The 21434-nt window shown below is 57.5% G+C and carries 20 protein-coding genes and 2 pseudogenes; 9 read left to right on the top strand and 13 right to left on the bottom strand.

Going from position 1 to position 21434, the window contains the following annotated elements; all coding sequences use genetic code 11:
- The gene (yjiL, locus tag KHQ28_RS17860; RefSeq protein ID WP_004178487.1) at positions 1–768 is read left to right on the top strand and encodes a putative 2-hydroxyacyl-CoA dehydratase activator YjiL; all 768 of its coding nucleotides are present in this window, start codon (positions 1–3) and stop codon (positions 766–768) included.
- Entirely contained in the window at positions 765–1019 is a 255-nt protein-coding gene (locus tag KHQ28_RS17865) for a DUF3343 domain-containing protein (protein ID WP_002887412.1), read from the top strand. The genes yjiL and KHQ28_RS17865 overlap by 4 nt, the downstream gene beginning before the upstream one ends.
- Here KHQ28_RS17865 and KHQ28_RS17870 read toward each other — a convergent pair.
- From KHQ28_RS17870 to KHQ28_RS17885, 4 genes are all read right to left on the bottom strand, one after another.
- A complete protein-coding gene (locus KHQ28_RS17870; RefSeq protein WP_002887411.1) occupies positions 1016–2080 on the bottom strand; it encodes a DUF2955 domain-containing protein in 1065 nt (354 codons plus the stop codon). The genes KHQ28_RS17865 and KHQ28_RS17870 overlap by 4 nt on opposite strands.
- Complete coding sequence (locus KHQ28_RS17875) at positions 2070–3137, bottom strand: HlyD family secretion protein (RefSeq protein WP_002887394.1); 1068 nt, start codon at positions 3135–3137, stop codon at positions 2070–2072. The genes KHQ28_RS17870 and KHQ28_RS17875 overlap by 11 nt, the downstream gene beginning before the upstream one ends.
- Before the next feature lie 6 nt (positions 3138–3143).
- Positions 3144–3608, bottom strand: coding sequence for a MarR family winged helix-turn-helix transcriptional regulator (locus KHQ28_RS17880; protein WP_004177547.1), 465 nt, complete (start codon positions 3606–3608; stop codon positions 3144–3146).
- Between the two features lie 164 nt (positions 3609–3772).
- On the bottom strand, positions 3773–3937 hold the full coding sequence (locus tag KHQ28_RS17885) for a DUF1127 domain-containing protein (protein WP_002887388.1): 165 nt from the start codon (positions 3935–3937) through the stop codon (positions 3773–3775).
- A 177-nt stretch (positions 3938–4114) separates the two neighbouring features.
- Between KHQ28_RS17885 and KHQ28_RS17890 the strand changes: the two genes are divergently transcribed.
- A complete protein-coding gene (locus KHQ28_RS17890; protein ID WP_002887384.1) occupies positions 4115–5527 on the top strand; it encodes a PLP-dependent aminotransferase family protein in 1413 nt (470 codons plus the stop codon).
- Between the two features lie 76 nt (positions 5528–5603).
- Here KHQ28_RS17890 and KHQ28_RS17895 read toward each other — a convergent pair whose 3' ends face one another.
- Complete coding sequence (locus tag KHQ28_RS17895; protein WP_023343058.1) at positions 5604–6533, bottom strand: 5'-nucleotidase; 930 nt, start codon at positions 6531–6533, stop codon at positions 5604–5606.
- A gap of 227 nt (positions 6534–6760) precedes the next feature.
- Between KHQ28_RS17895 and KHQ28_RS29260 the strand changes: the two are divergent.
- Positions 6761–7038 (top strand): annotated as a pseudogene (locus tag KHQ28_RS29260) (restriction endonuclease subunit R); the annotation flags it as partial.
- Between the two features lie 139 nt (positions 7039–7177).
- On the opposite strand, the gene fosA reads toward KHQ28_RS29260, so the two are convergent.
- Positions 7178–7597, bottom strand: coding sequence for a FosA5 family fosfomycin resistance glutathione transferase (gene fosA, locus KHQ28_RS17900; RefSeq protein ID WP_032418092.1), 420 nt, complete (start codon positions 7595–7597; stop codon positions 7178–7180).
- The gene (locus tag KHQ28_RS17905) at positions 7591–8499 is read right to left on the bottom strand and encodes a LysR family transcriptional regulator (protein ID WP_032418093.1); all 909 of its coding nucleotides are present in this window, start codon (positions 8497–8499) and stop codon (positions 7591–7593) included. Before KHQ28_RS17905 ends, fosA begins: the two co-directional genes overlap by 7 nt.
- A gap of 86 nt (positions 8500–8585) precedes the next feature.
- Between KHQ28_RS17905 and KHQ28_RS17910 the strand changes: the two genes are divergently transcribed.
- Positions 8586–9368, top strand: a complete 783-nt coding sequence (locus KHQ28_RS17910) for an NAD(P)H-dependent oxidoreductase (protein WP_032418094.1) — start codon at positions 8586–8588, stop codon at positions 9366–9368.
- Between the two features lie 36 nt (positions 9369–9404).
- On the opposite strand, the gene KHQ28_RS17915 is transcribed toward KHQ28_RS17910, so the two are convergent.
- The 4 genes and pseudogenes from KHQ28_RS17915 to KHQ28_RS17925 all read right to left on the bottom strand — a co-directional run bounded on the left by KHQ28_RS17915 (position 9405) and on the right by KHQ28_RS17925 (position 13779).
- Complete coding sequence (locus KHQ28_RS17915) at positions 9405–10361, bottom strand: ABC transporter permease (RefSeq protein WP_002887352.1); 957 nt, start codon at positions 10359–10361, stop codon at positions 9405–9407.
- Entirely contained in the window at positions 10358–11311 is a 954-nt protein-coding gene (locus KHQ28_RS29265; RefSeq protein WP_228298277.1) for an ABC transporter permease, read from the bottom strand. Before KHQ28_RS29265 ends, KHQ28_RS17915 begins: the two co-directional genes overlap by 4 nt.
- Positions 11285–12745: pseudogene (locus tag KHQ28_RS17920) on the bottom strand (sugar ABC transporter ATP-binding protein); the annotation flags it as partial. The gene KHQ28_RS29265 and the pseudogene KHQ28_RS17920, both read right to left, overlap by 27 nt.
- Before the next feature lie 50 nt (positions 12746–12795).
- Positions 12796–13779 (bottom strand): autoinducer 2 ABC transporter substrate-binding protein, encoded by a 984-nt coding sequence (locus KHQ28_RS17925; RefSeq protein WP_014908038.1) that lies wholly within the window; start codon positions 13777–13779, stop codon positions 12796–12798.
- 504 nt (positions 13780–14283) lie between these two features.
- On the opposite strand from KHQ28_RS17925, the gene trpS reads away from it, so the two are divergent.
- The 4 genes from trpS (at position 14284) to KHQ28_RS17945 (ending at position 20540) form a co-directional block, all read left to right on the top strand.
- Positions 14284–15291, top strand: coding sequence for a tryptophan--tRNA ligase (gene trpS / locus KHQ28_RS17930; RefSeq protein WP_023317488.1), 1008 nt, complete (start codon positions 14284–14286; stop codon positions 15289–15291).
- 316 nt (positions 15292–15607) lie between these two features.
- Positions 15608–16675: an HlyD family secretion protein gene (locus KHQ28_RS17935; RefSeq protein ID WP_004178470.1), complete on the top strand. Its 1068-nt coding sequence runs from the start codon at positions 15608–15610 to the stop codon at positions 16673–16675.
- Positions 16672–19416 carry a ribosome-associated ATPase/putative transporter RbbA gene (gene rbbA, locus KHQ28_RS17940; RefSeq protein ID WP_032418096.1) on the top strand — a complete coding sequence of 915 codons (2745 nt, stop codon included), beginning with the start codon at positions 16672–16674 and terminating at the stop codon, positions 19414–19416. The genes KHQ28_RS17935 and rbbA overlap by 4 nt, the downstream gene beginning before the upstream one ends.
- A complete protein-coding gene (locus tag KHQ28_RS17945) occupies positions 19416–20540 on the top strand; it encodes an ABC transporter permease (protein ID WP_032418097.1) in 1125 nt (374 codons plus the stop codon). Before rbbA ends, KHQ28_RS17945 begins: the two co-directional genes overlap by 1 nt.
- Before the next feature lie 40 nt (positions 20541–20580).
- Here the strand turns inward: KHQ28_RS17945 and KHQ28_RS17950 are convergent, their stop codons facing one another.
- The gene (locus KHQ28_RS17950) at positions 20581–20898 is read right to left on the bottom strand and encodes a hypothetical protein (protein WP_002887322.1); all 318 of its coding nucleotides are present in this window, start codon (positions 20896–20898) and stop codon (positions 20581–20583) included.
- A 322-nt stretch (positions 20899–21220) separates the two neighbouring features.
- On the bottom strand, positions 21221–21434 hold a 214-nt coding region (locus KHQ28_RS17955; protein ID WP_077255696.1), incomplete at its 5' end, for a hypothetical protein.

Below are 21434 nucleotides of genomic sequence, written 5' to 3' on the forward strand. Positions count from 1 at the left end.
GTGAACTATACGGTTGGCATTGATTCCGGCTCCACCGCCACAAAAGGCATCCTGTTGGCGGACGGCGTCATCGTGCGCCGCTTCCTCTGCCCCACCCCCTTTCGCCCCGCCGACGCCATCCACGAGGCCTGGGAGACACTGCGCGCTGGCCTCATGGAGACGCCTTTTTTAACCCTCACCGGCTATGGCCGCCAGCTGGTGGATTTTGCCGATAAGCAGGTGACGGAGATCTCTTGTCACGGCCTCGGCGCCCGCCTGCTGGCGCCGGACACCCGCACGGTGATTGATATCGGCGGCCAGGACAGCAAAGTCATCCAGCTGGACGCCGGGGGCAACCTCAGCGACTTCCTGATGAATGACAAATGCGCCGCCGGCACCGGCCGCTTTCTGGAAGTCATTTCACGCACCCTCGGCGCCAGCGTCGAACAACTGGACGCCATTACCGACGGCGTGGAACCGCACGCCATTACCAGTATGTGCACGGTGTTTGCCGAATCGGAGGTCATTAGCCTGCGGTCGGCCGGTGTCGCGCCGGAGGCGATTCTGGCGGGGGTGATTAACGCCATGGCCCGGCGCAGCGCGAACTTTATCGGCCGCTTATCGGCGCAGGGGCCGCTGCTGTTTACCGGCGGCGTCAGCCACTGCGCCGCCTTTGCCCGGATGCTGGAAAGCCATGTCGGCATGGCGGTGACAACCCATCCCGACGCCCAGTTTGCCGGGGCGATCGGCGCGGCGCTGATCGGCCAGCGCCAGCGGAGGCGCGGATGACAACGTTTCTGTTTTTATTTCACTCCACGGTGGGGGTGGTGCGGATGCGCAAAGCCATGCAGGCGGCGGGAGTGGCCTTCGAGGTCAAAGATATACCCCGCCAGCTGCGCAGCGGCTGCGGGCTGTGCATCCTGCTGGAGGGGACGGAAGCCGATGCGCGAGGCTGGATCGTCCCGGAACAGACGGCGGCGCTGTATCAGCAGAACGGGGAAGCATGGCGCTGTCTCGCCACCTTCCCACCGGCAGGTTAATCGCTCACCACAAAACGCGTCGCCGCGAAACAGTTCAGCAGGCGGTGCATGAGAAAAACCAGGGTCAGCGTCACCACCAGCGAGACCGTCACCGAGGTGATGCGGTACAGATCGCTGAACACCAGATCCTGATACGGATGCAGATTCTGGCCGAACATAATGCCGATGGTAGTGATGCTGGCGAAGCCCACCCCGGCGCCCACTTTCTCCATCACGTGGAGGCGGGCGCTGAAGGCCAGCCCGAGACCAATCAGCGGCATCATCAGGATCATGTGGTTGCTGAAATCATAGATAATCAGCTGCACCACCAGTATATAGAGACAGGCCAGCACCACCCCGACGACGCGCCAGATCGAGCTGATCACCGCCCCGCGATAGTGCATCGGGAACAGGATCAGGATCCCGGCCATCAGCGCCGACAGCGAGTCGCTGAGATCGCAGATCTGAAACACCACGAAGATGATCGTCGCTACCGTACCGGAGAGCAGCGACTCATGACGGATGCGGGCGGCGTCTTTCTCAATCCGCGGCGGCGGCTTGCGCGGTTCGACGTCCGGGATCAGGTAATGCAGCAGCGCGCTCAGCGCCACGGCCATCACGCAGGCTTCCATATTGGAGAACATCAGGGTGTGCCAGTTGCTGGTGGGATAGCTCATAAAGTTGAGCATCGTGCTCTGGCACACCACCCCCATTGATCCCAACAGGAACAGCGGTCCCTGGCTCATAAAGCGGAAACGCATCACGTACAGGGCAAACACCACCAGGGTCATGATCACCGGCCACTGCGACAAATAGCCGACAATTAGCACCATTTCGACACAGTTTACCGCCGCGCTAAATATAAACTGGCGGGCGACGTGCAGGTTGAACATCGGTACCAGCGACATCAGCATCAGCGGATAAACGACGAAAAATACGCCGTACTGTACGTCGTAGAAGGTGGAGATGCTGAGCGCAATGGTCCCGGCCACGGCGATACGCACCGTCTGGCGAAAATCATTCGCCGTGTAGACGATATTGCCGTGCGGGGTAAAGACATGCGCCAGGGTATTAATAGACATAGTGCAACCAGCTCACCAGGTGGATCTGCAGGCCGGCGAAGGTGCGGGCGAAAGGTCCCTCGCTATTGTACAGCTGCACCGTGGCGCGAGCGCCGGTCGGCAGCGGTTTGTCCAGCGGCTGATCCAGCGCGACGTGAATGCGCATCCGCTGGGCGTCGCGCACCCAGCGGGTGGACTGCTCGGGCTGCGACAGCTGACCGTTCACCGCCTCCTGTCCCGCCAGAATCCCGGCGTCGCTGCTGGTCACGTGCGCCGGGAAGACTTGACCCGGCAGGGCGTCAAAGACCACCGCCGCATCGGTATTCACCGCGGTGTGGCGCAGGCTTTTTTCGCGGAAGTCGGCGACGATGTCAGTGTTGTTGTTAACCAATGCCAGCACAGCCGTCGCCGCGGTGGCGTAGATCCCCGGGTTCAGCTGCAGGTTGCTGACCATGCCGTCAGTTTCCGCACGCACTTTGGTCCAGGCCAGGTTCAGCTGCGCCTCCTCCAGCGCATTACGGTATTTTTGCAGGGTGACGTTGCGCTTATCGTCGCGCTCGCCGCGCTGGATCAGCAGGTTCTGGATCTGCGCGTTCAGCGCCGAGACCGACTGCTCGCTGGTCTGCCAGGTGGTTCGCACCTTATCGAGGTCGGACTGCGAGACGTTCTGCATCGTACTCAAGCGCTGGTAGCGATCGAGGGTGACCTTATCGTTACGCGCGGTGTACTGCGCGGTGCGCAGGTTGGCGCGGGCGGCGGCGATTTGCGCGTCCAGCTGCTGGTTGCTCAGTTTCGCCTGCTCGAGGGCGATCTGCGCCGCTTCAACTTTATTAATGAATGGCGTTGGGTCGAGCTCATACAGCAGGTCGCCCTTTTTCACCTGGCTGTTGTTGTGCACGTAGACGTGCGAGACATAGCCGGAGACCCGCGACGAAACCGGGGTCACCACGCGCATGACGGTGGAGTCCGGCGTCAGCGGGATCCAGATATCGGCAACGATAAACCAGGCGAATATTCCCAGAAAAGCGGCAATACTCACCCGTACCCAGCGGGCAAATTTTTGTTCAGGCGTCATCATAGTGTGTTAGATCTTGTTATCTTCTTCGCGGATATTCCGCAAACGGCAGGCGATTTGATTTAACGTGGCGCTGAAGGTGGCGAGATCGGCCTCCGGGATGGTCTGGGTTACGCGCTCCTGATAGGTCTCGATCACGCAGCTCAGTTTTTCCAGAATAGCCCGCCCCTCGGCGGTCAGCGTCAGCAGGCGAATGCGTTTGTCATATGGCGATGTGGAACGCACCAGATAGCCCTGCTTTTCCAGTAATGAGAGGGTGCGCATTAGCGGCGGCAGTTCAATGCCCTGCACCTCCGCCAGTTCGCTGACCGAGACGTTGTCTCCCAGCTGATGCAGTTGCATCAGCACCGTCCAGCTGGACTGGGTGAGTCCGGTATCGGTGATAGCGGAGTCAATAATGGCGCGCCACTGGCGCACCACCATAGCCATTCTCATCCCCAGCGGGCGGCGGGCAAACAGTTCGTCTTCAGTCACGGGTCTTCCTCTCATTATTGAGAAGAAAATAATACTTATCAGGGTAAGTATCAAGAAACGGAAGCTCGTGCCGCATCAATTGATAAATTTCGTGAATGTATCCCGGCGGCACTTTGCGCTCACCGGGATAATGAAGAAGGTTTGCCTGTAAAAAACCGCACGTTTTAATTGATCTGGTCCCGACGCAGGCCGATATCTTTCAGCTGTTCGTCGCTCATTTGCTGCAAAACTCTGCGCGTTTGCTCCTGAAGCCACCATTTTTTGATAAACCGCACCAGCAGTACGAAACCGATAAATGGCTGTCTTGCCCTGTTCTCGTGAAATTCCATCCTCTACCTCCTCACCTTGCCAGAGGCTTTATCTTCACGGATTTGGGGGTAAGGAATACAGATTCACAAAACGCTTTTCTTTAACATACAGATTAGCTAAAACGTACACCAGAGCCCAATTTTTACGCCCATCTGTACTGGTTATTCCATCTGTATGGCGGCAATTAAGGATACAGCATGACCCGCTACCAACATCTCGCTACGCTGCTGGCCGAACGCATCGAACAGGGCCTGTATCGCCATGGCGAAAAGCTGCCGTCGGTGCGCAGCCTGAGCCAGGAGCACGGCGTCAGCATCAGCACCGTCCAGCAGGCCTATCAGCTGCTTGAGCAGCAGCAAATGATTGTGCCGCAGCCGCGATCGGGCTATTTCGTCGCCCCGCGCAAAGCCCAGCCGCCGGTGCCGCCGATGTCGCGTCCGGTCCAGCGCCCGGTGGAGATCACCCAGTGGGATCAGGTGCTGACCATGCTTGACGCCCGCTACGATAAATCGATCATCCCCTTCGGCGGCGGCTCGCCGGACGTGACGCAGCCAAGCCTGAAGCCCATCTGGCGTGAACTGAGCCGGGCTATCCAGCACAACCTCACTGAGGTGTTGAACTATGACGAACTGGCCGGGCGTCGCGAGCTACGGGAGCAGATCGCCCGCCTGATGCTCGACGGCGGATCGGTGGTAACTGCCGACGATCTGGTGCTCACCAGCGGCTGCCACAGCGCGCTGTCGCTGGCCCTGCTGTCGGTGTGCCAGCCAGGGGACATCATCGCCGTGGAATCCCCCTGCTATTACGGCACCATGCAGATGCTGCGCGGGCTGGGATTAAAGACGATTGAGATCCCCACCGATCCGGAAACCGGGATCAGCATTGAGGCCCTGGAGCTGGCGCTGGATCAGTGGCCGATCAAAGGGGTGATCCTCGTGCCAAACTGCAATAACCCGCTGGGCTTTATCATGCCGGACGCCCGCAAGCGCGCGGTGCTGAACCTTGCCCAACGCTACGATATCGTTATTTTCGAGGATGATATTTACGGCGAGCTGGCCACCGAATACCCGCGCCCGCGCACGATCCACTCCTGGGATATCGACGGCCGGGTGATGCTCTGCAGCTCCTTTACCAAAACCATCGCCCCCGGGCTGCGTATCGGCTGGATCGCCCCCGGGCGCTACTACGACAAGCTGCTACAGATGAAGTACGCCGCCAGCGGGACCAACGTCCCCTCCACTCAGCTGGCGGCCTGCAATTTTATTCGCGAAGGCCACTACCACCGCCACGTGCGGCGGATGCGGCAGATCTATCAGCGCAATATCGAGATCTACACCTGCTGGCTGCGGGAATTTTTCCCCTGCGGGATCTGCGTCACCCGGCCGAAGGGCGGTTTTATGCTGTGGGTTGAGCTCCCGGAGCAGGTAGATATGGTCTGCGTCGCCAAGCAGCTGTGCCGGCTGAAGATCCAGGTCGCGCCGGGCTCGCTGTTTTCGGCAGCGGGCAAGTATCGCAACTGCGTCAGGATCAACTGCGCCCTGCCGCCGACCGAGAAACATAAAGCGGTGATGGTGAAGCTGGGAGAAGCGGTGAAGGTGGCGATGGAGTGATTATTTTAACTAAAAGCAGCAAGTAATATATCATATATGCCCCAAAATATCGGGGCCTTATATTTTAATTACACCATTATCTTTTATTCGTCACACCAAATGGTATATGCACAGAAGGTAAAACAGATGCTGAAGGTTCAAGATGGAGACGCTGATCATCAAAGAACATATGTGGCTGCATAATTTCAAGGATTTTGTTCTTTTCTACCCCGCCCATAAAGAATGCTTCATTAACATTGATCCCCCACGCTCTCATCGTATTGATCATTCTCTTGTGTGAAGGCGCGTTTCTCGCCGTTACAATTGAAATGCGAAGAATACGTCTATACGCTGGATCTTCTCTCTCTAATTCTTCTTCCATCTTCTGAATATCAGATATACGTTGAAGAAAATCTTTCAATGGTCCGGGATTATGAGTCTCATTGACATGTTGAGCTTCATAATTATGAAAATCTGCAAGCACATGGCTTTTTTGGTATACAGCTTCCGCAGAATCATCTGCGATAACTCCATCAAAGTCGAATGCAATTCTGAGTTCATGATCCTGAACATCATCCTTAATATTTCCCTTAAGAATCTGACCTGCCGGATACCCAGCCATAACGGCCTGATTCACATCTTGAGAATTTGCGGAAAGAAATAACTCAATATCCAATGCTGGTATATATTTATGGGGCGAACGGCCTTGCAGGAAAACAGCTCGTGTTATACCTAAATTATGACTTTCGATTGAATTCATAACCCGCAAACCTGTATCGGGATCGTTTCTCGATAAAAGAATAACCTCAACAGGAGGGTTGCTTTTATTGATTTTGTTCAAAGTTAACAGGCGCCTAATAAATGGGAACGCAACGCCTTTCCCTAATGGTACATCTTGATTTTCACGCTGAAATTTCCTGTACTCATCCTCACCTTTCGTTCGAAATATTTCATCTGATTCATCTAAATCAAAAAGCGCACTTGATGCTAAACCTATAACCAATCGAGACGATAAATCATAAGGCATACCCAGCCTCCGAATATAAAATTCATACTATTTATTATTACACACAGATATATATCAGCAAAGAATGTAAGCTATTCTTATTTCACTAATATAACGCTAAATGTCGTTAGATGTATAGTTCATCAAAATCAACATATATTCTGATCTTCATCGTCTAAAGCGGCTCGTATTAGCTATTTTTTATGTAGAATCAGAGTCATCCGGTTCTATCGAGAATACCCGATGACTGGAACAACACGACGAAAATCTGCCAAGAGGTCATACTTCGGGACGGCAAAGCCATCGTGCGCGGTAAGATAGTGGAGCGGAGACCGGTAAAATCCGGGGGATATGGTGCTGTATCACAAGGCAGGCACTCCTCTGGTGGTTATTTAAGCCAACTCCAATAAACATGAAATCGGCAAAGAATACGTAGTAGAGGTATGAGTACACACGTCTGCTGAACGTTCCTTTCGTCTGCGCCACCAACGGCGAAGGTTATATTTTTCACGATGCCACAGCGGCATTGGCGAGCTTCACGTAAAACATATTATGCACGGACGTCTACCAATACAAAATATGCCAGCCACAAGTAGATCCTGCCTCGTAGGAAAGGTAACACAGGAGATTTTCTTCCACAACGCCATAGCACCGAGAGCCCCCTGTCACTCATCAAAAAACACCATCCCCTTATACGGCTGTTCGCGGCAGGCGGCCAGACGCTGGGCGAGACTGCCGACGTGCAGCTCCAGCTTATGGCCGTCGGGGTCGAGAAAGTAGTGCGAAGCGCCTTCGCTACGGTTCAGCTTCCAGACCGCTACGCCGGCAACCTCAAGGCGGGCGGCGAAGCTAGCGAAATCCGCCTCGCTAATGCTAAACGCATAATGGGTGTAGTCGCTCTCTTCCGGCGGAGTAACGCGCCGCTGCGGATCCAGCGACAGGCACAGCCACAAATCGCCGCAGGAGAGATAGGCCCCACTGTCCCAGCGGGCGTGCAGCGTCATGCCCAGCAGCTGCTGATAAAACGCCACGCTCGGCGCCAGCTGGCTGACTGCCAGGGTCAGGTGATTCAGTCCACTCAGCATGTCTGTTCCTCCAGTGAATTCACAATGAACTGGCGCAGCCATTGATGCGCCGGGTCGCGGTGCCAGCGCTCGTGCCACAGCATCAGCATCTCAAAGCCGGCGACCGCCAGCGGCGGCTCGACGACCACCAGCCCGCTCTGCCCGCGCACCAGCCGCTCCGGCAGGACCGCCACCAGATCGCTATTGCGCAGGGTCTCCAGCATAAACAGGAAATGTGGCACGGAAAGGACAACCCGCCGCATCAGTCCCAGGTTCGCCAGCGCGATATCGGTCGCCGCGCTGAAGCCGCCCCCGTCCGGGGAGACGATCACGTGCTCCAGCTGACAGAACGTTTCCAGGCTAAGCCCAGGCCGCAGCGCCGAATGTTCCGCCCGGCCAGCCAGCACGTAGCGTTCGCGAAACAGCAGGCGCTGATGCAGCCCCGGCGGCGCGCCCTCGCGGGTATGAAAGAAAAGATCTACTGTATCGCTGGCCGCCTGCTGCTCCAGCCGCGCCGGCTGCAGCTCGAATACCGCCAGCCGACTGCCGGGAGAGGCCTGGCGTAACCCAGCCAGCATCGGCAGGAGGATCGCCGAGGCCATATAGTCCGTCGCCGCCACCCGCCAGGTCTCCGCCGCCGTGGCCGGATCAAAAGGGCTGACCGGCGCCACCGCCTGCTCCAGCGCGGCTAACGCGGCGCGCAACGGCTGGCGTATTTCATCGGCGCGGGCGGTGGGCTGCATGCCGCGCGGGCCCGGCATCAGCAGCGGATCGGCGAAAATCTCCCGCAGCCTGGCGAGCTGAATACTCACCGAGGGCTGCGACAGATTCAGCCGCTGCGCCGCCCGGGTAACGTTGTTTTCGCTAAGCAGCACATCCAGGGTGCGCAACAGATTGAGATCCAGACGCTGTAAATTAATCACGACTATACCGGGAATTTAAGTAATTAATTTCTACTATAGCTTCAGCTTTCCTACTCTGCAGCTCTCCATACGCCAGAGGTGATATTATGAAAGTACTGCTGATTTACGCCCATCCGGAACCGCGCTCGCTCAATGGCGCGCTGAAAAATTTCGCCATCCGCCATCTGCAGCAGGCCGGGCATGAAGTGCAGGTTTCCGATCTCTACGCTATGCGCTGGAAGGCCGGATATGACGCCGACGACAGCGGCGCCCCGCCGGTCGGCGAGTTCTGGCGGCCGACCCTCGATTCCAAACAGGCCTTTGCCCAGGGCACCCAAAGTGCGGATATCGTAGCCGAGCAGGAAAAGCTGCTGTGGGCCGATACGGTGATTTTCCAGTTCCCGCTATGGTGGTTCTCGATGCCCGCCATCATGAAGGGCTGGATCGACAGGGTGTACGCCTGGGGCTTTGCCTATGGCGTCGGCGAGCACAGCGACAGCCACTGGGGCGATCGCTACGGGGAAGGCACTTTCGTCGGCAAGCGGGCGATGCTGATCGTCACCGCCGGCGGCTGGGCGGAACACTATTCACCGCGCGGGATCAATGGCCCCATCGACGACATCCTGTTCCCCATTCAGCACGGTATGCTGTTCTATCCCGGCTTTGAGGTGCTTCCGCCGCTGGTGTTCTACCGCACGGATAAAACCGATGCCGGGCAGTTCGCCGATCAGTGCGCCGCCCTGGCCGAGCGGCTGGACACGCTGTGGCAAACCGAGCCCATTCCATTCCGCCGGCAGAATCATGGCGATTATCTGATCCCGTCGCTGACGCTGCGCCCGGAGCTGGCGCCAGGGCAAAGCGGCCTGGCGGTGCATTTGCGTAGCGAATAACTGGCTATCCCGTCTTCGCCCCCGAGGACGGGTCATTTACCCGGCTCTCTCCAGTCCCAGCATGCCTCGCGCCTGGATAAAGCACAGCAGCAATACGCCCCACAGCGCCATCGTCAGATAGGGGCTGATACCGAGGATATTGAACCCACTCTCAATAATCTGCAGCAGGAACAGCGCGAGCACCATCCCAACGATGCGCCCGCTACCGCCATCCGGATTCACGCCGCCAAGCACCGCCGCGAGGATCGACACCAGCAAATACGATTCCCCATAAGATGCTTTGGCTGAGTTCAGCTTCGACATCATCAGAAACGCAGCCACCGCGCAGAGCAGGGCCGAGATGACATATACCCACATCAACACCCGCCGGGTATTGATCCCGGAATAATGGGTCGCCCGTTCGTTGGATCCGATCAACATGATCGCCCGACCCAGCGGGCTTTTCTCCAGCAGCACCCACAGCCCGGCCGCCACCACCGCAAAAAGCCACATTGGCAGCGGAATACCGAACCACTGGGCGTGATTCAGCCACAGCACCCACTGCGGATAGTTAGCGATGGCACTGCCGCCGGTGATCAGAATATTTATCCCTTTGAGCAGGGTCATCATGCCAAGGGTAGCCAGGATCGGCGAAACGCGGATCCCGGCGATCAATATCCCGTTGCACAGGCCAATGATCATCGCCGCCCCTCCGCCAGCCAGCAGCGTCGCCAGCGCGGTAGCGCCCCCAGGCGGATAGCTCGTCGCCACCCAGGCCATCACCAGCGAGCAGGCGTTAGCCGTCGCGATAATTGACAAATTAATGCCGCCGCAAAGCATAGTCATGGCCATCGCCAGCGCCAGGATCCCCAGCACCGGCATTTGCGAGGCAATCGACTGGAAATTGCTGACAGACCAGAAGATGTTTGGCATGGCGATGCTAAAGGCGATAACCATCAGCAGCAGCAGGCCGATCAGGTAAAACTCAACGTTGTTGCGCCACGATTTTTTCATAACAAGCTCCGGTTCTGATGCTGGCTCCATGCCGTTACGCTGATGCTGACGACGATGATCGCCCCAGTGATCAGGGTCTGCCAGTAGGAGGAGACCCCTAGCAGGTTCAGGCCGTTCTGCATCACCGCCAGTAAAATCACCCCCAGCAGCGTACCGGTGAGAGTTCCGCGCCCGCCAATCAGGCTGGTGCCGCCCAGCACCACCGCCGCCAGCACCGTCAGCTCATAGCCCAGCAGTGAATCCGGCGCAACGGTCATCACTGTCCACGCCTGCACGACACCTGCGGCCCCCGACATTAGCCCCATATAGCCATAAACGAACAGCTGCAGGCGGAGCACGCTGAAGCCGACGCGGCTGGCGGATTCCCGGTTGCCGCCCATGGCATAGATCTTGCGGCCAACGGTGGTGAAATTCATGATAAACGCGGTCAACAGCACCACGGCGATCATCGTCAGCAGCGGCAGCCCCAGACCGTAATCGTAACCATCGGCATCGGTATATTTGAACAGCATAACCCCCTTTTCAAACCACGGAGGGAAGTCGTAGAGCCAGACACCTTTGCTTAACCACAGCAGCAAACCGTAGAAAATGTTGAGCGTAGAAATGGTGATAATGATCGAGGGGACCCGCAGACGATTAACCAACAGCGCGTTCACCAGCCCCAGCAGCACGCCGATGCCGCCGGCAAGCACAAAAGCCACCGCGAAGTTGCCGCCTACTTTTTGCAGCATCACCACCATGCCGTACTGGGCGATAATGGTCATAGCCGGGAAGGAGATATCAATCCCGCCGGCGATCAGCACCACGAACAGACCACAGGCGAGAATGGTCAGCATCGCATAGTTATTAGCGAGGTCGTAAAGATTGCCGAAAGTGAAAAATTCCTCACTGCGCCAGCCCAGCAGCAGGCACAGCGCAATANNCTGCTGCTGGGTACTGCTGTCCGGCAGGAAGCTATGGGTCAACTCGCCCTGCTTCATCACCAGGATGCGATGACTCTGGTACCACGCCTCTTCAATCTCGTCGCAAATCATCAGCACGGCGATACCATGGGCAGCCAAATCGCTGATGATATGATAGATCCCGGCTTTGTTTGCGATATCCACCCCCACGGTTGGGCTATCGAGGATCAGCAGCTTAGGAGAGATCGCCAGCCATTTGGCGATAGAAACGCGCTGGGCATTACCACCGGAGAGGGTATTCACCGGCAGATGCGTATCCGGCGCCTTAATGGTCAACGCGTTGACCATTCTTGCGACCAGCTGCTGAGCTTTACTATCACTCAATAGTCCGCAAGCGCCTTTCACTTTATGAAACACGGTGCTGATAATGTTGTTTTCAATCGACTGACTCATCACCAGGCCGCGCGACATACGGTCCTCGGAGACATAGCCGATACCGTGGCGGATAGCGTCCTGATTGCTACGCAACCGCACCGGCTGGCCATTTATCAGGATCTCGCCGCTGTCAGGGCGGGTCATGCCGAAAAGGCTCAGGCACAGCTCTGTTCGCCCGGCGCCCAACAGGCCGACTATCGACACCACTTCTCCGGCTTCGACCTTCAGGGAGACGTTATGATATTCCCCTTTGCGGCTGAGATTGCGCACCTCCAGCACCGGCGTACTGCCCTGCCCCTGCCACAGATCGCGCACCTGATAGTCAAACTCCTGGCCCGTCATCAGAAAACCGAGCCGGCGGGTGGTTACCTCTGCCGCCGGCAAGGTGCCGACCAGATTGCCATCCTTCAGCACGCTGATGCGGTCCGATACGGCCATGACCTCTTCCAGACGGTGGCTTACGAAGACGATGCAGATCCCCCTCTCACGCAGCTGGCGCACCACATGCAATAGTCCCTCCACTTCCTGATGGGTCAATGAGGCCGTGGGTTCATCCATAATGATAAGCCGGGCATCCTGCGCCAGCGCGCGGCAGATAGCCACCAGCTGACAGCGAGCGATGGAGAGCGATTCCACGGCGGCATCCAGCGGCAGCGAGACGTTAATACTGCGCATCGCCTGCTCCGCACTGCGTCGCAGTTCGCTGCGCCTCACCAGCACGCCGCGATGATAGTGGTTTATAGCAATGTTCTCCCACACGCTGAGATTGGGAAACAGCGACAGATCCTGATAAATCACCTGGATCCCATGGGCGACCGAGGCCGCTGGCGTCAGTTTGGGCCACGTCTTGCCGCCCAGCGTCATCGCTGCGCCCTCATCCGGGCGATAGACGCCAGAGATAATTTTGATCAACGTCGACTTCCCGCAACCGTTCTGCCCGGCCAGGCAGTGCACTTCTCCGGGCATAAAGTCGATGCTGATATCATTGAGCGCGCGGTTGGCGTGGAAGGTTTTGCTGACGTGTCGAAGGGAAAGGAAAGGTTCCATAGCATCCCCTGGCTGGTTAAGCCGGGGCGGCTGGCGCCCCGGAAGGTGGATTAGTAGAGCGAATCAATATTGTCTTTATTTACCAGCAGCACTTTATGGAAGCGGATAATATGCTTGTCGCTATCGACCTCCGCTTTACCGAGCTCTTTCAGTTCAAATCCCGGCTCAATGGTTTTGCCGTTCAGCAGGGTGCTGGCGACGGCCGCGAGGGCATAGCCGGCTGTCGCCGGATCGTAGGTGATCCCTTCGGTAATATCGCCGCTCTTAATAAGAGAGGCCGCCTGCGAGGGGATCATCATCCCGTAGACCGCGACTTTATTTTTCGCACGCTTCTCTTTCACCGCGCGCCCCGCGCCAATCGGGCCATTCGAACCAAAAGAGACCACCGCTTTCAGATCCGGGTAAGTTTTCATCAGATCGAGCGTGGTACGGCGGGAATCATCAACACTTTCCGCCACCGGCATTCGGCGGGTGACTTCATGCATGTCCGGGTAATGTTCTTTTTGGTATTTCACCAGCAGATCGGCCCACAGGTTGTGCTGCGGTACCGTAAGGCTACCGACATAGATAACGTAGCCGCCTTTGCCACCCATCCGCTTGGCCATATGCTCCACGTATTCAGCAGCGAACTTCTCGTTATCGATGATCTCCACATCCCAGTTGGCGCTCGGCTGCCCGGGCGATTCGTTGGTCAGTACCACGATGCCGGCGTCACGGGCTTTTTTGAATACCGGCTCCAGCACGTTGGCATCGTTAGGCACGATAGTGATGGCATCCACTTTACGTGCAATCAGGTCCTCAATAATTTTCACCTGCTGCGGCGCATCGGTGCTGGACGGCCCTACCTGGGAGGCGTTGAGGTTAAACTCTTTCCCGGCCTGGACTACCCCTTCACCCATCCGGTTAAACCATGGCATGCCGTCCACTTTTGAAATATTGACTACGGTTTTTTCTGCCGCATATACCGGCGTGGAAATAAGCGCAGCCCCCAACAGCAAGGATGAAAAAATATTAACGACCAGACGTTTATGCATAATAATTAGCCTCAATACGTTGTAGTCAGACAGGGGTATGACGCAAAGCGGAAAAATAGATAGAAATTGTAATAATGTTAATAATTTAGAAGAGTATAAACACAAGCTGTAACAGCAGACAGGTAATATTCAGCTATAAATATGGATAATAATACTATAATCCTGTGGCGTGAGCTTTTTCACAAAAAAAATGCAACATAGTTTGTTGTTCCAGAATAATGTTCGGGTCGCAGAGAAAATATATTTTTCCCGCTTCGTTATTTACCGAAAAACAATCACATAAATAACATCAGGAAAAGTATGTGATTTTTGATTGCGCCTCCAGCCCCTTCCGTGGCAGGATACTCCCTATGAACAGAAACGTTATCGTTACCTATCCCCGCCGTTGGTGGCTGCCTGCATAACAGGCGGCACGATACACGTTTCCATTTTCAAAGCCGCCGGAAGGCGGCTTTGGTGTTTTCAGGACGTCTTTCGGCTGAACAGTCTGATAAGGAGTCCCTGATGAACCATCCACAAACCATCCTCACCGGCGACCGCCCGACCGGCCAACTTCATCTTGGCCACTACGTCGGCTCGCTGCGCCAGCGCGTCGCGCTGCAGCATAACCACCAGCAATTTATCCTGATCGCCGACCTGCAAGGGCTCACGGACAACGGCAGCAATCCGCAAAAAATCAGCCACCATATCCTCGAAGTCATGGCCGATTATCTGGCCGTCGGCATCGACCCCAGGCTCACCACTATTTGCCTGCAGTCCGCCCTGCCGGCGCTGGCGGAGCTCAGCGCGCTGTATATGAATATCGTCACCGTCGCCCGCGTAGAACGTAATCCGACGGTCAAAAATGAAATTGCCCAGAAGGGATTCGCCCGCTCGCTGCCGGTGGGTTTTCTCGCCTATCCGATTAGCCAGGCGGCCGATATCACCGCGTTCAAGGCCGAACTGGTGCCGGTGGGCGACGATCAGCTACCGATGATTGAGCAGACCAACGAGATCGTCCACAAGATGAATAGCCTCACCGGCGAGCCGGTGCTGCGCCACTGCAAGGCGCTACTCAGCGAAGTGAGTCGCCTGCCGGGCGTCGATGGCAACGCCAAAATGTCGAAATCGCTGGGCAATACGCTGACGTTATCGGCCACAGAGGAGGAAATCCACCACGCGGTCAGCGCGATGTATACCGACCCGACGCACCTGAGAGTCAGCGATCCGGGGCATGTCGAGGGCAACGTGGTGTTTACCTATCTCGATGCATTCCACAGCGATAAGGCGCGGGTGGCAGAGATGAAAGCCCACTATCAGCGCGGCGGGCTGGGCGATCGCCAGTGTAAGAATGAGCTGGAGACCTGCTTGCAGACGCTACTGGCGCCGATCCGCGAACGCAGGGCCACTTTTATTCAGGATAAAGGGATGCTGCTTGAGCTGCTGCGCCAGGGCAGCGAACGTGCCCACCAGCTGACGCAGCAGACGCTGCATGAGGTGAAGCGCGGGCTGGGGCTGCCGGTGCTGTTCTGAGATGGTGAAATACTCCCTGTGCGGATAATTTTGTTAACACGCCGACAAGACCCTGTCTTTCGTATGGACAATATCGCCCCGGCTGTTACTATCGCGTTAACGGTAGCTCTCACTATGCGTGTTTCATTAAGGCCAGGATCGCTGATGATGACCACATAAGTAGCCCAGCGAGCGGCTGCGCATCGGCGCGGCAGAGCGCGGCGTCAGCGGCCCTCCCTCCACTTTTTCGTCCTTCGCAAGAANNCGCAAGAAGGACGCTCCGCCCGCCGGAGGAAACACGCGCACCACTCAGCACAGGGAATCAAGCGAGTCGCGTATGGACAAAATAAAGAAACGTTGGGCAGGGTATTTTGTCGGCTTACTGGTGGTGCTCGCCGCCGCCGCATGGTGGCTGCTACGCCCGCCGGGACTCCCGGCGGGGTTTGCCAGCAGCAACGGCCGAATCGAAGCCACCGAAGTCGATATTGCCAGTAAAATCGCCGGGCGTATCGACACCATTCTGGTCAAAGAGGGTCAGTTCGTGCACCAGGGGGAGGTGCTGGCGAGAATGGATACCCGGGTACTGAACGAGCAGCGTCTTGAAGCCGCCGCGCAAATCAAGGAAGCGGAAAGCGCGGTCCTGGCCGCCAGAGCCTTGCTCGATCAGCGACAAAGTGAAATGCGCGCCAGCGAAGCGGTAGTGAAGCAGCGCCAGGCGGAGCTGGATTCCACGGCGAAACGCCATGTTCGCTCCAACACCCTCTCCCAGCGTGGCGCCGTCTCTGCCCAGCAGCTGGATGACGATCGCGCGGCCGCAGAGAGCGCCCGCGCGGCGCTGGAATCGGCGAAAGCCCAGGTCTCCGCCGCCCGCGCCGCCATCGAAGCTGCCCGCACCAGCATTATTCAGGCGCAAACCCGCGTCGAAGCCTCCCAGGCGACCGAGCGGCGGATCCTCGCCGATATTGACGATAGCGAGCTGAAAGCCCCCCGCGACGGCCGCATTCAGTATCGCGTCGCTGAGCCAGGCGAAGTCCTGGCCGCCGGTGGCCGGGTACTGAACATGGTCGATCTCGCCGATGTCTATATGACCTTTTTTCTGCCCACCGAACAGGCAGGTCTGCTGGCGCTCGGCAGCGAAGCGCGCTTGGTCCTTGATGCCGCGCCGGATCTGGTGATCCCGGCCAATATCAGCTTTGTCGCCAGCGTCGCCCAGTTCACGCCGAAAACGGTCGAGACCAGCGACGAGCGCCTGAAGCTAATGTTCCGCGTCAAAGCGCGTATCCCGCCGGAGCTGCTGGCGCAGCACCTGGAGTATGTCAAAACCGGCCTGCCCGGTATGGCTTACGTACGACTGGATAAACAACAACCCTGGCCTGAAGCCCTGGCGGTGAGGTTGCCGCAATGAAACTAACGCCGCAGGATACCTCGCCCCCCGTCGCCCTGCTGGAACACGTTGGTCAGCAGTTTGGCGCCACCATCGCGCTGCGCGATATCAGTCTGGCGATCCCGGCACGGCGTATGGTTGGCCTGATTGGCCCGGATGGCGTCGGCAAATCGAGCCTGCTTTCGCTGATCGCCGGGGCGCGGACCATCGAGCAGGGGAACGTGATGGTGCTTGGCGGCGATATGCGCGATGTGCATCACCGCCGCGAGGTGTGTCCGAAAATCGCGTGGATGCCGCAGGGGCTGGGGAAAAACCTCTATCACACTCTCTCGGTGTATGAAAACGTCGACTTCTTCGCCCGCCTGTTCGGCCACGATAAAGCCGAGCGCGAACTGCGCATCAACGAGCTGCTGCAGAGTACCGGGCTGGCGCCGTTTCGCGATCGCCCCGCCGGAAAACTCTCCGGTGGGATGAAGCAAAAGCTCGGCCTGTGCTGCGCGCTGATCCACGATCCGCAGCTGCTGATCCTTGATGAACCGACCACCGGCGTCGATCCCCTCTCCCGGGCGCAGTTCTGGGAGCTTATCGACAGTATTCGCCAGCGCCGGCCGGCGATGAGCGTGCTGGTGGCCACCGCCTACATGGAAGAGGCCGAGCGCTTTGACTGGCTGGTGGCGATGAACGCCGGCGAGGTGCTGGCGACCGGCAGCGCTGCAGAGCTCAAAGCCCAGACCGGCAGCCAGACCCTGGAGCAGGCGTTTATCGCCCTGCTGCCAGAAGCACAGCGTCAGGCGCATAGGGCGGTAGTTATCCCACCGCGCGACAGCCGTGAGGAAGAGATCGCCATCGAAGCGCGCGGCCTGACCATGCGCTTCGGCAACTTTGTTGCCGTCGACCACGTTAATTTCCGCATCGCCCGCGGTGAAATCTTCGGCTTCCTCGGCTCCAACGGCTGCGGCAAATCCACCACCATGAAGATGCTCACCGGCCTGCTGCCCGCCAGCGAAGGTGAAGCCTGGCTGTTCGGCCAGCCGGTCGACCCGAAGGATATCGCCACCCGCCAGCGGGTGGGTTATATGTCGCAGGCCTTCTCGCTCTATAGCGAACTGACCGTCCGGCAAAACCTCGAGCTGCACGCCCGCCTGTTCCATATTCCGGACGGCGAAATCCCCGGCCGGGTGGCGGAAATGTGCGAGCGCTTTATGCTGACCGAGGCTGAAGACGCGCTTCCCGCCGATCTGCCGCTGGGGATCCGTCAGCGCCTGTCGTTAGCGGTGGCGGTCATCCATCGCCCGGAGATGCTGATCCTCGACGAGCCGACCTCCGGCGTCGACCCGGTGGCGCGGGATATGTTCTGGCAGCTGATGATAGACCTCGCGCGGCAGGATCAGGTGACCATTTTTATCTCCACCCACTTTATGAATGAGGCGGAACGCTGCGATCGTATCTCCCTGATGCACGCCGGCAAAGTGCTGGCCAGCGATACGCCGCAGGCGCTGGTCGAGCAGCGCGGTTCAAACAGCCTGGAAGAGGCGTTTATCGCCTGGCTTAAAGAGGCCCAGCCGTCCTCTCCAGTACCAGAAGAACCCACGTCTGCTGTGGCATCGCATTCCGGACATACGGCTCCACGGCAGGCCTTCAGTCTTCGCCGGCTGTTTAGCTATAGCCGCCGCGAGGCGCTGGAGCTGCGCCGCGATCCGGTACGATCGACGCTGGCGCTGCTGGGGACGGTGATCCTGATGTTTATCATGGGGTATGGGATCAGCATGGACGTTGAGGATCTGCGCTTTGCCGTCCTCGACCGCGATCAAACCCTCAGCAGCCAGGGCTGGTCGCAGAATCTCGCTGGCTCACGCTACTTTATCGAACAGGCGCCGCTGCACAGCTATGACGAACTGGACCGCCGGATGCGCGACGGCGAGCTGGCGGTGGCGATAGAGATCCCGCCGAACTTTGGTCGCGATATCGCCCGCGGCACGCCGGTGCAAATCGGCGTGTGGGTGGACGGCGCGATGCCCAACCGCGCGGAAACCGTGCGCGGCTACGTACAGGCGATGCATCTGGCCTGGCTGCAGGAGATGGCCGGCCGGCAGAGCAGCCCGCAGCGCGATACCTCGCTCATCTCCATCGAGACCCGCTATCGCTACAATCCAGACGTGAAGAGCCTGCCGGCCATCGTCCCGGCGGTGATCCCGCTGCTGCTGATGATGATCCCGGCGATGCTCAGCGCGCTGAGCGTAGTGCGTGAAAAAGAGCTCGGGTCGATTATCAACTTGTACGTGACGCCAACCACCCGTAGCGAGTTCCTGCTCGGCAAACAGCTGCCTTATATCGTACTGGGGATGTTTAACTTCTTCCTGCTGTGCGCATTGTCGGTTTTTGTCTTTGGCGTCGCGCATAAGGGGAGTTTCCTGACGCTGACCCTGGCGGCGCTGCTGTATGTCACCATCGCCACTGGTCTGGGGCTGCTGATCTCAACCTTTATGAAGAGCCAAATCGCCGCTATTTTCGGTACCGCGATTATTACGCTGATCCCGGCAACCCAGTTTTCCGGAATGATCGATCCGGTGGCCTCGCTGGAAGGTCCCGGGCGCTGGATTGGGCAAATCTACCCGACCAGCCACTTCCTGACTATCGCCCGCGGGACCTTTTCCAAAGCGCTGAATATTAGCGATTTGTGGGGCTCATTCATTCCGCTACTGATTGCGGTGCCGCTGGTGCTCGGGTTGAGCGTGCTGCTGCTGAAGAAACAGGAGGGATGATGCGCGGATTACGCAATATTTATAATCTTGGCGTCAAAGAACTGCGCAGCCTGCTCGGTGATAAAGCGATGCTGGCGCTGATCGTGTTTGCGTTTACCGTGTCGGTGTACTCCTCGGCCACGGTGATGCCCGGTTCGCTGCACCTGGCGCCGATCGCGGTTGCTGATATGGATAAATCCCAGCTCTCCTCACGCATTATTAACGCTTTTTACCGTCCCTGGTTTCTTGAGCCGGAGCTGATCACCGCTGATGAGATGGACGCCGGGCTGGATGCCGGGCGCTACACGTTCGCCATCAACATCCCGCCTAACTTCCAGCGCGATGTACTGGCCGATCGGCAGCCGGAAATCCAGGTCAACGTCGACGCCACGCGCATGAGTCAGGCCTTTACCGGCAACGGTTACATCCAGAATATTATCACCGGCGAAGTAAACAGTTTTATCGCCCGCTATCGGGATAACAGCGTGCTGCCGGTAGAGCTGGCGGTCAGGATGCGTTTTAATCCTAACCTTGAGCAGGAGCGCTTTGGCGCGGTGATGGCGATCATCAACAATATCACCATGCTGGCCATTGTCCTCACCGGTTCGGCGCTGATCCGCGAGCGGGAACATGGCACCATTGAGCATCTGCTGGTGATGCCGGTCACGCCGTTTGAAATCATGATGGCCAAGATCTGGTCAATGGGCCTGGTGGTGCTGGTGGTCTCCGGGCTGTCGCTGGTGCTGATGGTACAGGGGATTTTGCAGGTGCCCATTGAAGGGTCGATTCCCCTGTTTATGCTGGGGGTGGCGCTCAGCCTGTTCGCCACGACCTCAATCGGCATTTTTATGGGCACCCTCGCCCGCTCGATGCCGCAGCTGGGGCTGCTGATGATCCTGGTCTTACTGCCGCTGCAGATGCTCTCCGGCGGATCCACGCCGCGAGAAAGTATGCCGCAGCTGGTACAGGATATTATGTTGACCATGCCGACCACCCACTTCGTCAGCCTGGCGCAGGCGATATTGTATCGAGGCGCCAGCTTCGCCATCGTCTGGCCGCAGTTCTTAACCTTGCTGGCTATCGGCGGAGTGTTCTTTACTATCGCGTTGCTGCGTTTTCGTAAGACTATTGGTGAGATGGCATAAAGGCTTAAGAAGGGCCGTCGACTTACGGCGGCCGAATGGTTTATTTATGGCGATTCATAAAGCGACGTAAACCCCAGGTGAAGGCCATCGCCATACTGAAGAGAATGAACAGCAACACCACCCAGCTGATGGAGATGCGCAGCAGCGTGCCGGGGGTCATAAACGGCTGCAGATACACGGTGAAGGACTGGGCTGGTGATTTTCCCAGCAGTTCATAAACGTTATCGGTGAGCCACACGCCGACCCGACAGAACAACCAGATAATCGCTGGCCAGCAGAGCAGCACCAGAAAGGTAAAGCGCTCCTGAATGTAAGTGAAGAGCTGGCGCAATGGCGACCAGTTAAGCAGGATTTTCATTTCTATTCTCATTTGCCAGCCGAGAACCAGTCTATGTTTCGCAAGGTATTTCGGGCAGCATCCATACAGGCAATCATCCCCCTTTGTATATCAAATTTGCTGCCATATAAACCAGATCAAGTTAACAAAGTGTTAATGATAAAGCTCATTTAGACAAAAACAGGGAAGAAGCATACCGTTCGCCACAATACATCCGGAAGCGAAGTATCCAGTCACGGAAATATTTTTTCTGAAGCGTAAACGCGTTATTTTGTGGGAGGAAGAGGCCGCATCATTATTTTACCGGAGCACAATATAATGGCGCTGAAATAAAGAAATAATATTAATCGTAGCTGCTGATAATTATTTTCCGACTTGTATCATCCGGTAAATTCACTATCCGGTTGACCATGCCACAAGCATTCGTCACGCTATTTTGCGAAGCAATAAAGGCGGTGCTGCGCACTTTGTCCGGGGTACGGTTTTGTAGCCCCGGTAAGCGCAGCGCCACCGGGGGAGATATACCCCACACAGCAAAAAAACCCGCACCTTTCGGG

The organism is Klebsiella sp. 28 (assembly GCF_018223905.1).
In the GTDB taxonomy this organism is placed as follows: Bacteria; Pseudomonadota; Gammaproteobacteria; order Enterobacterales; family Enterobacteriaceae; genus Klebsiella; species Klebsiella pneumoniae.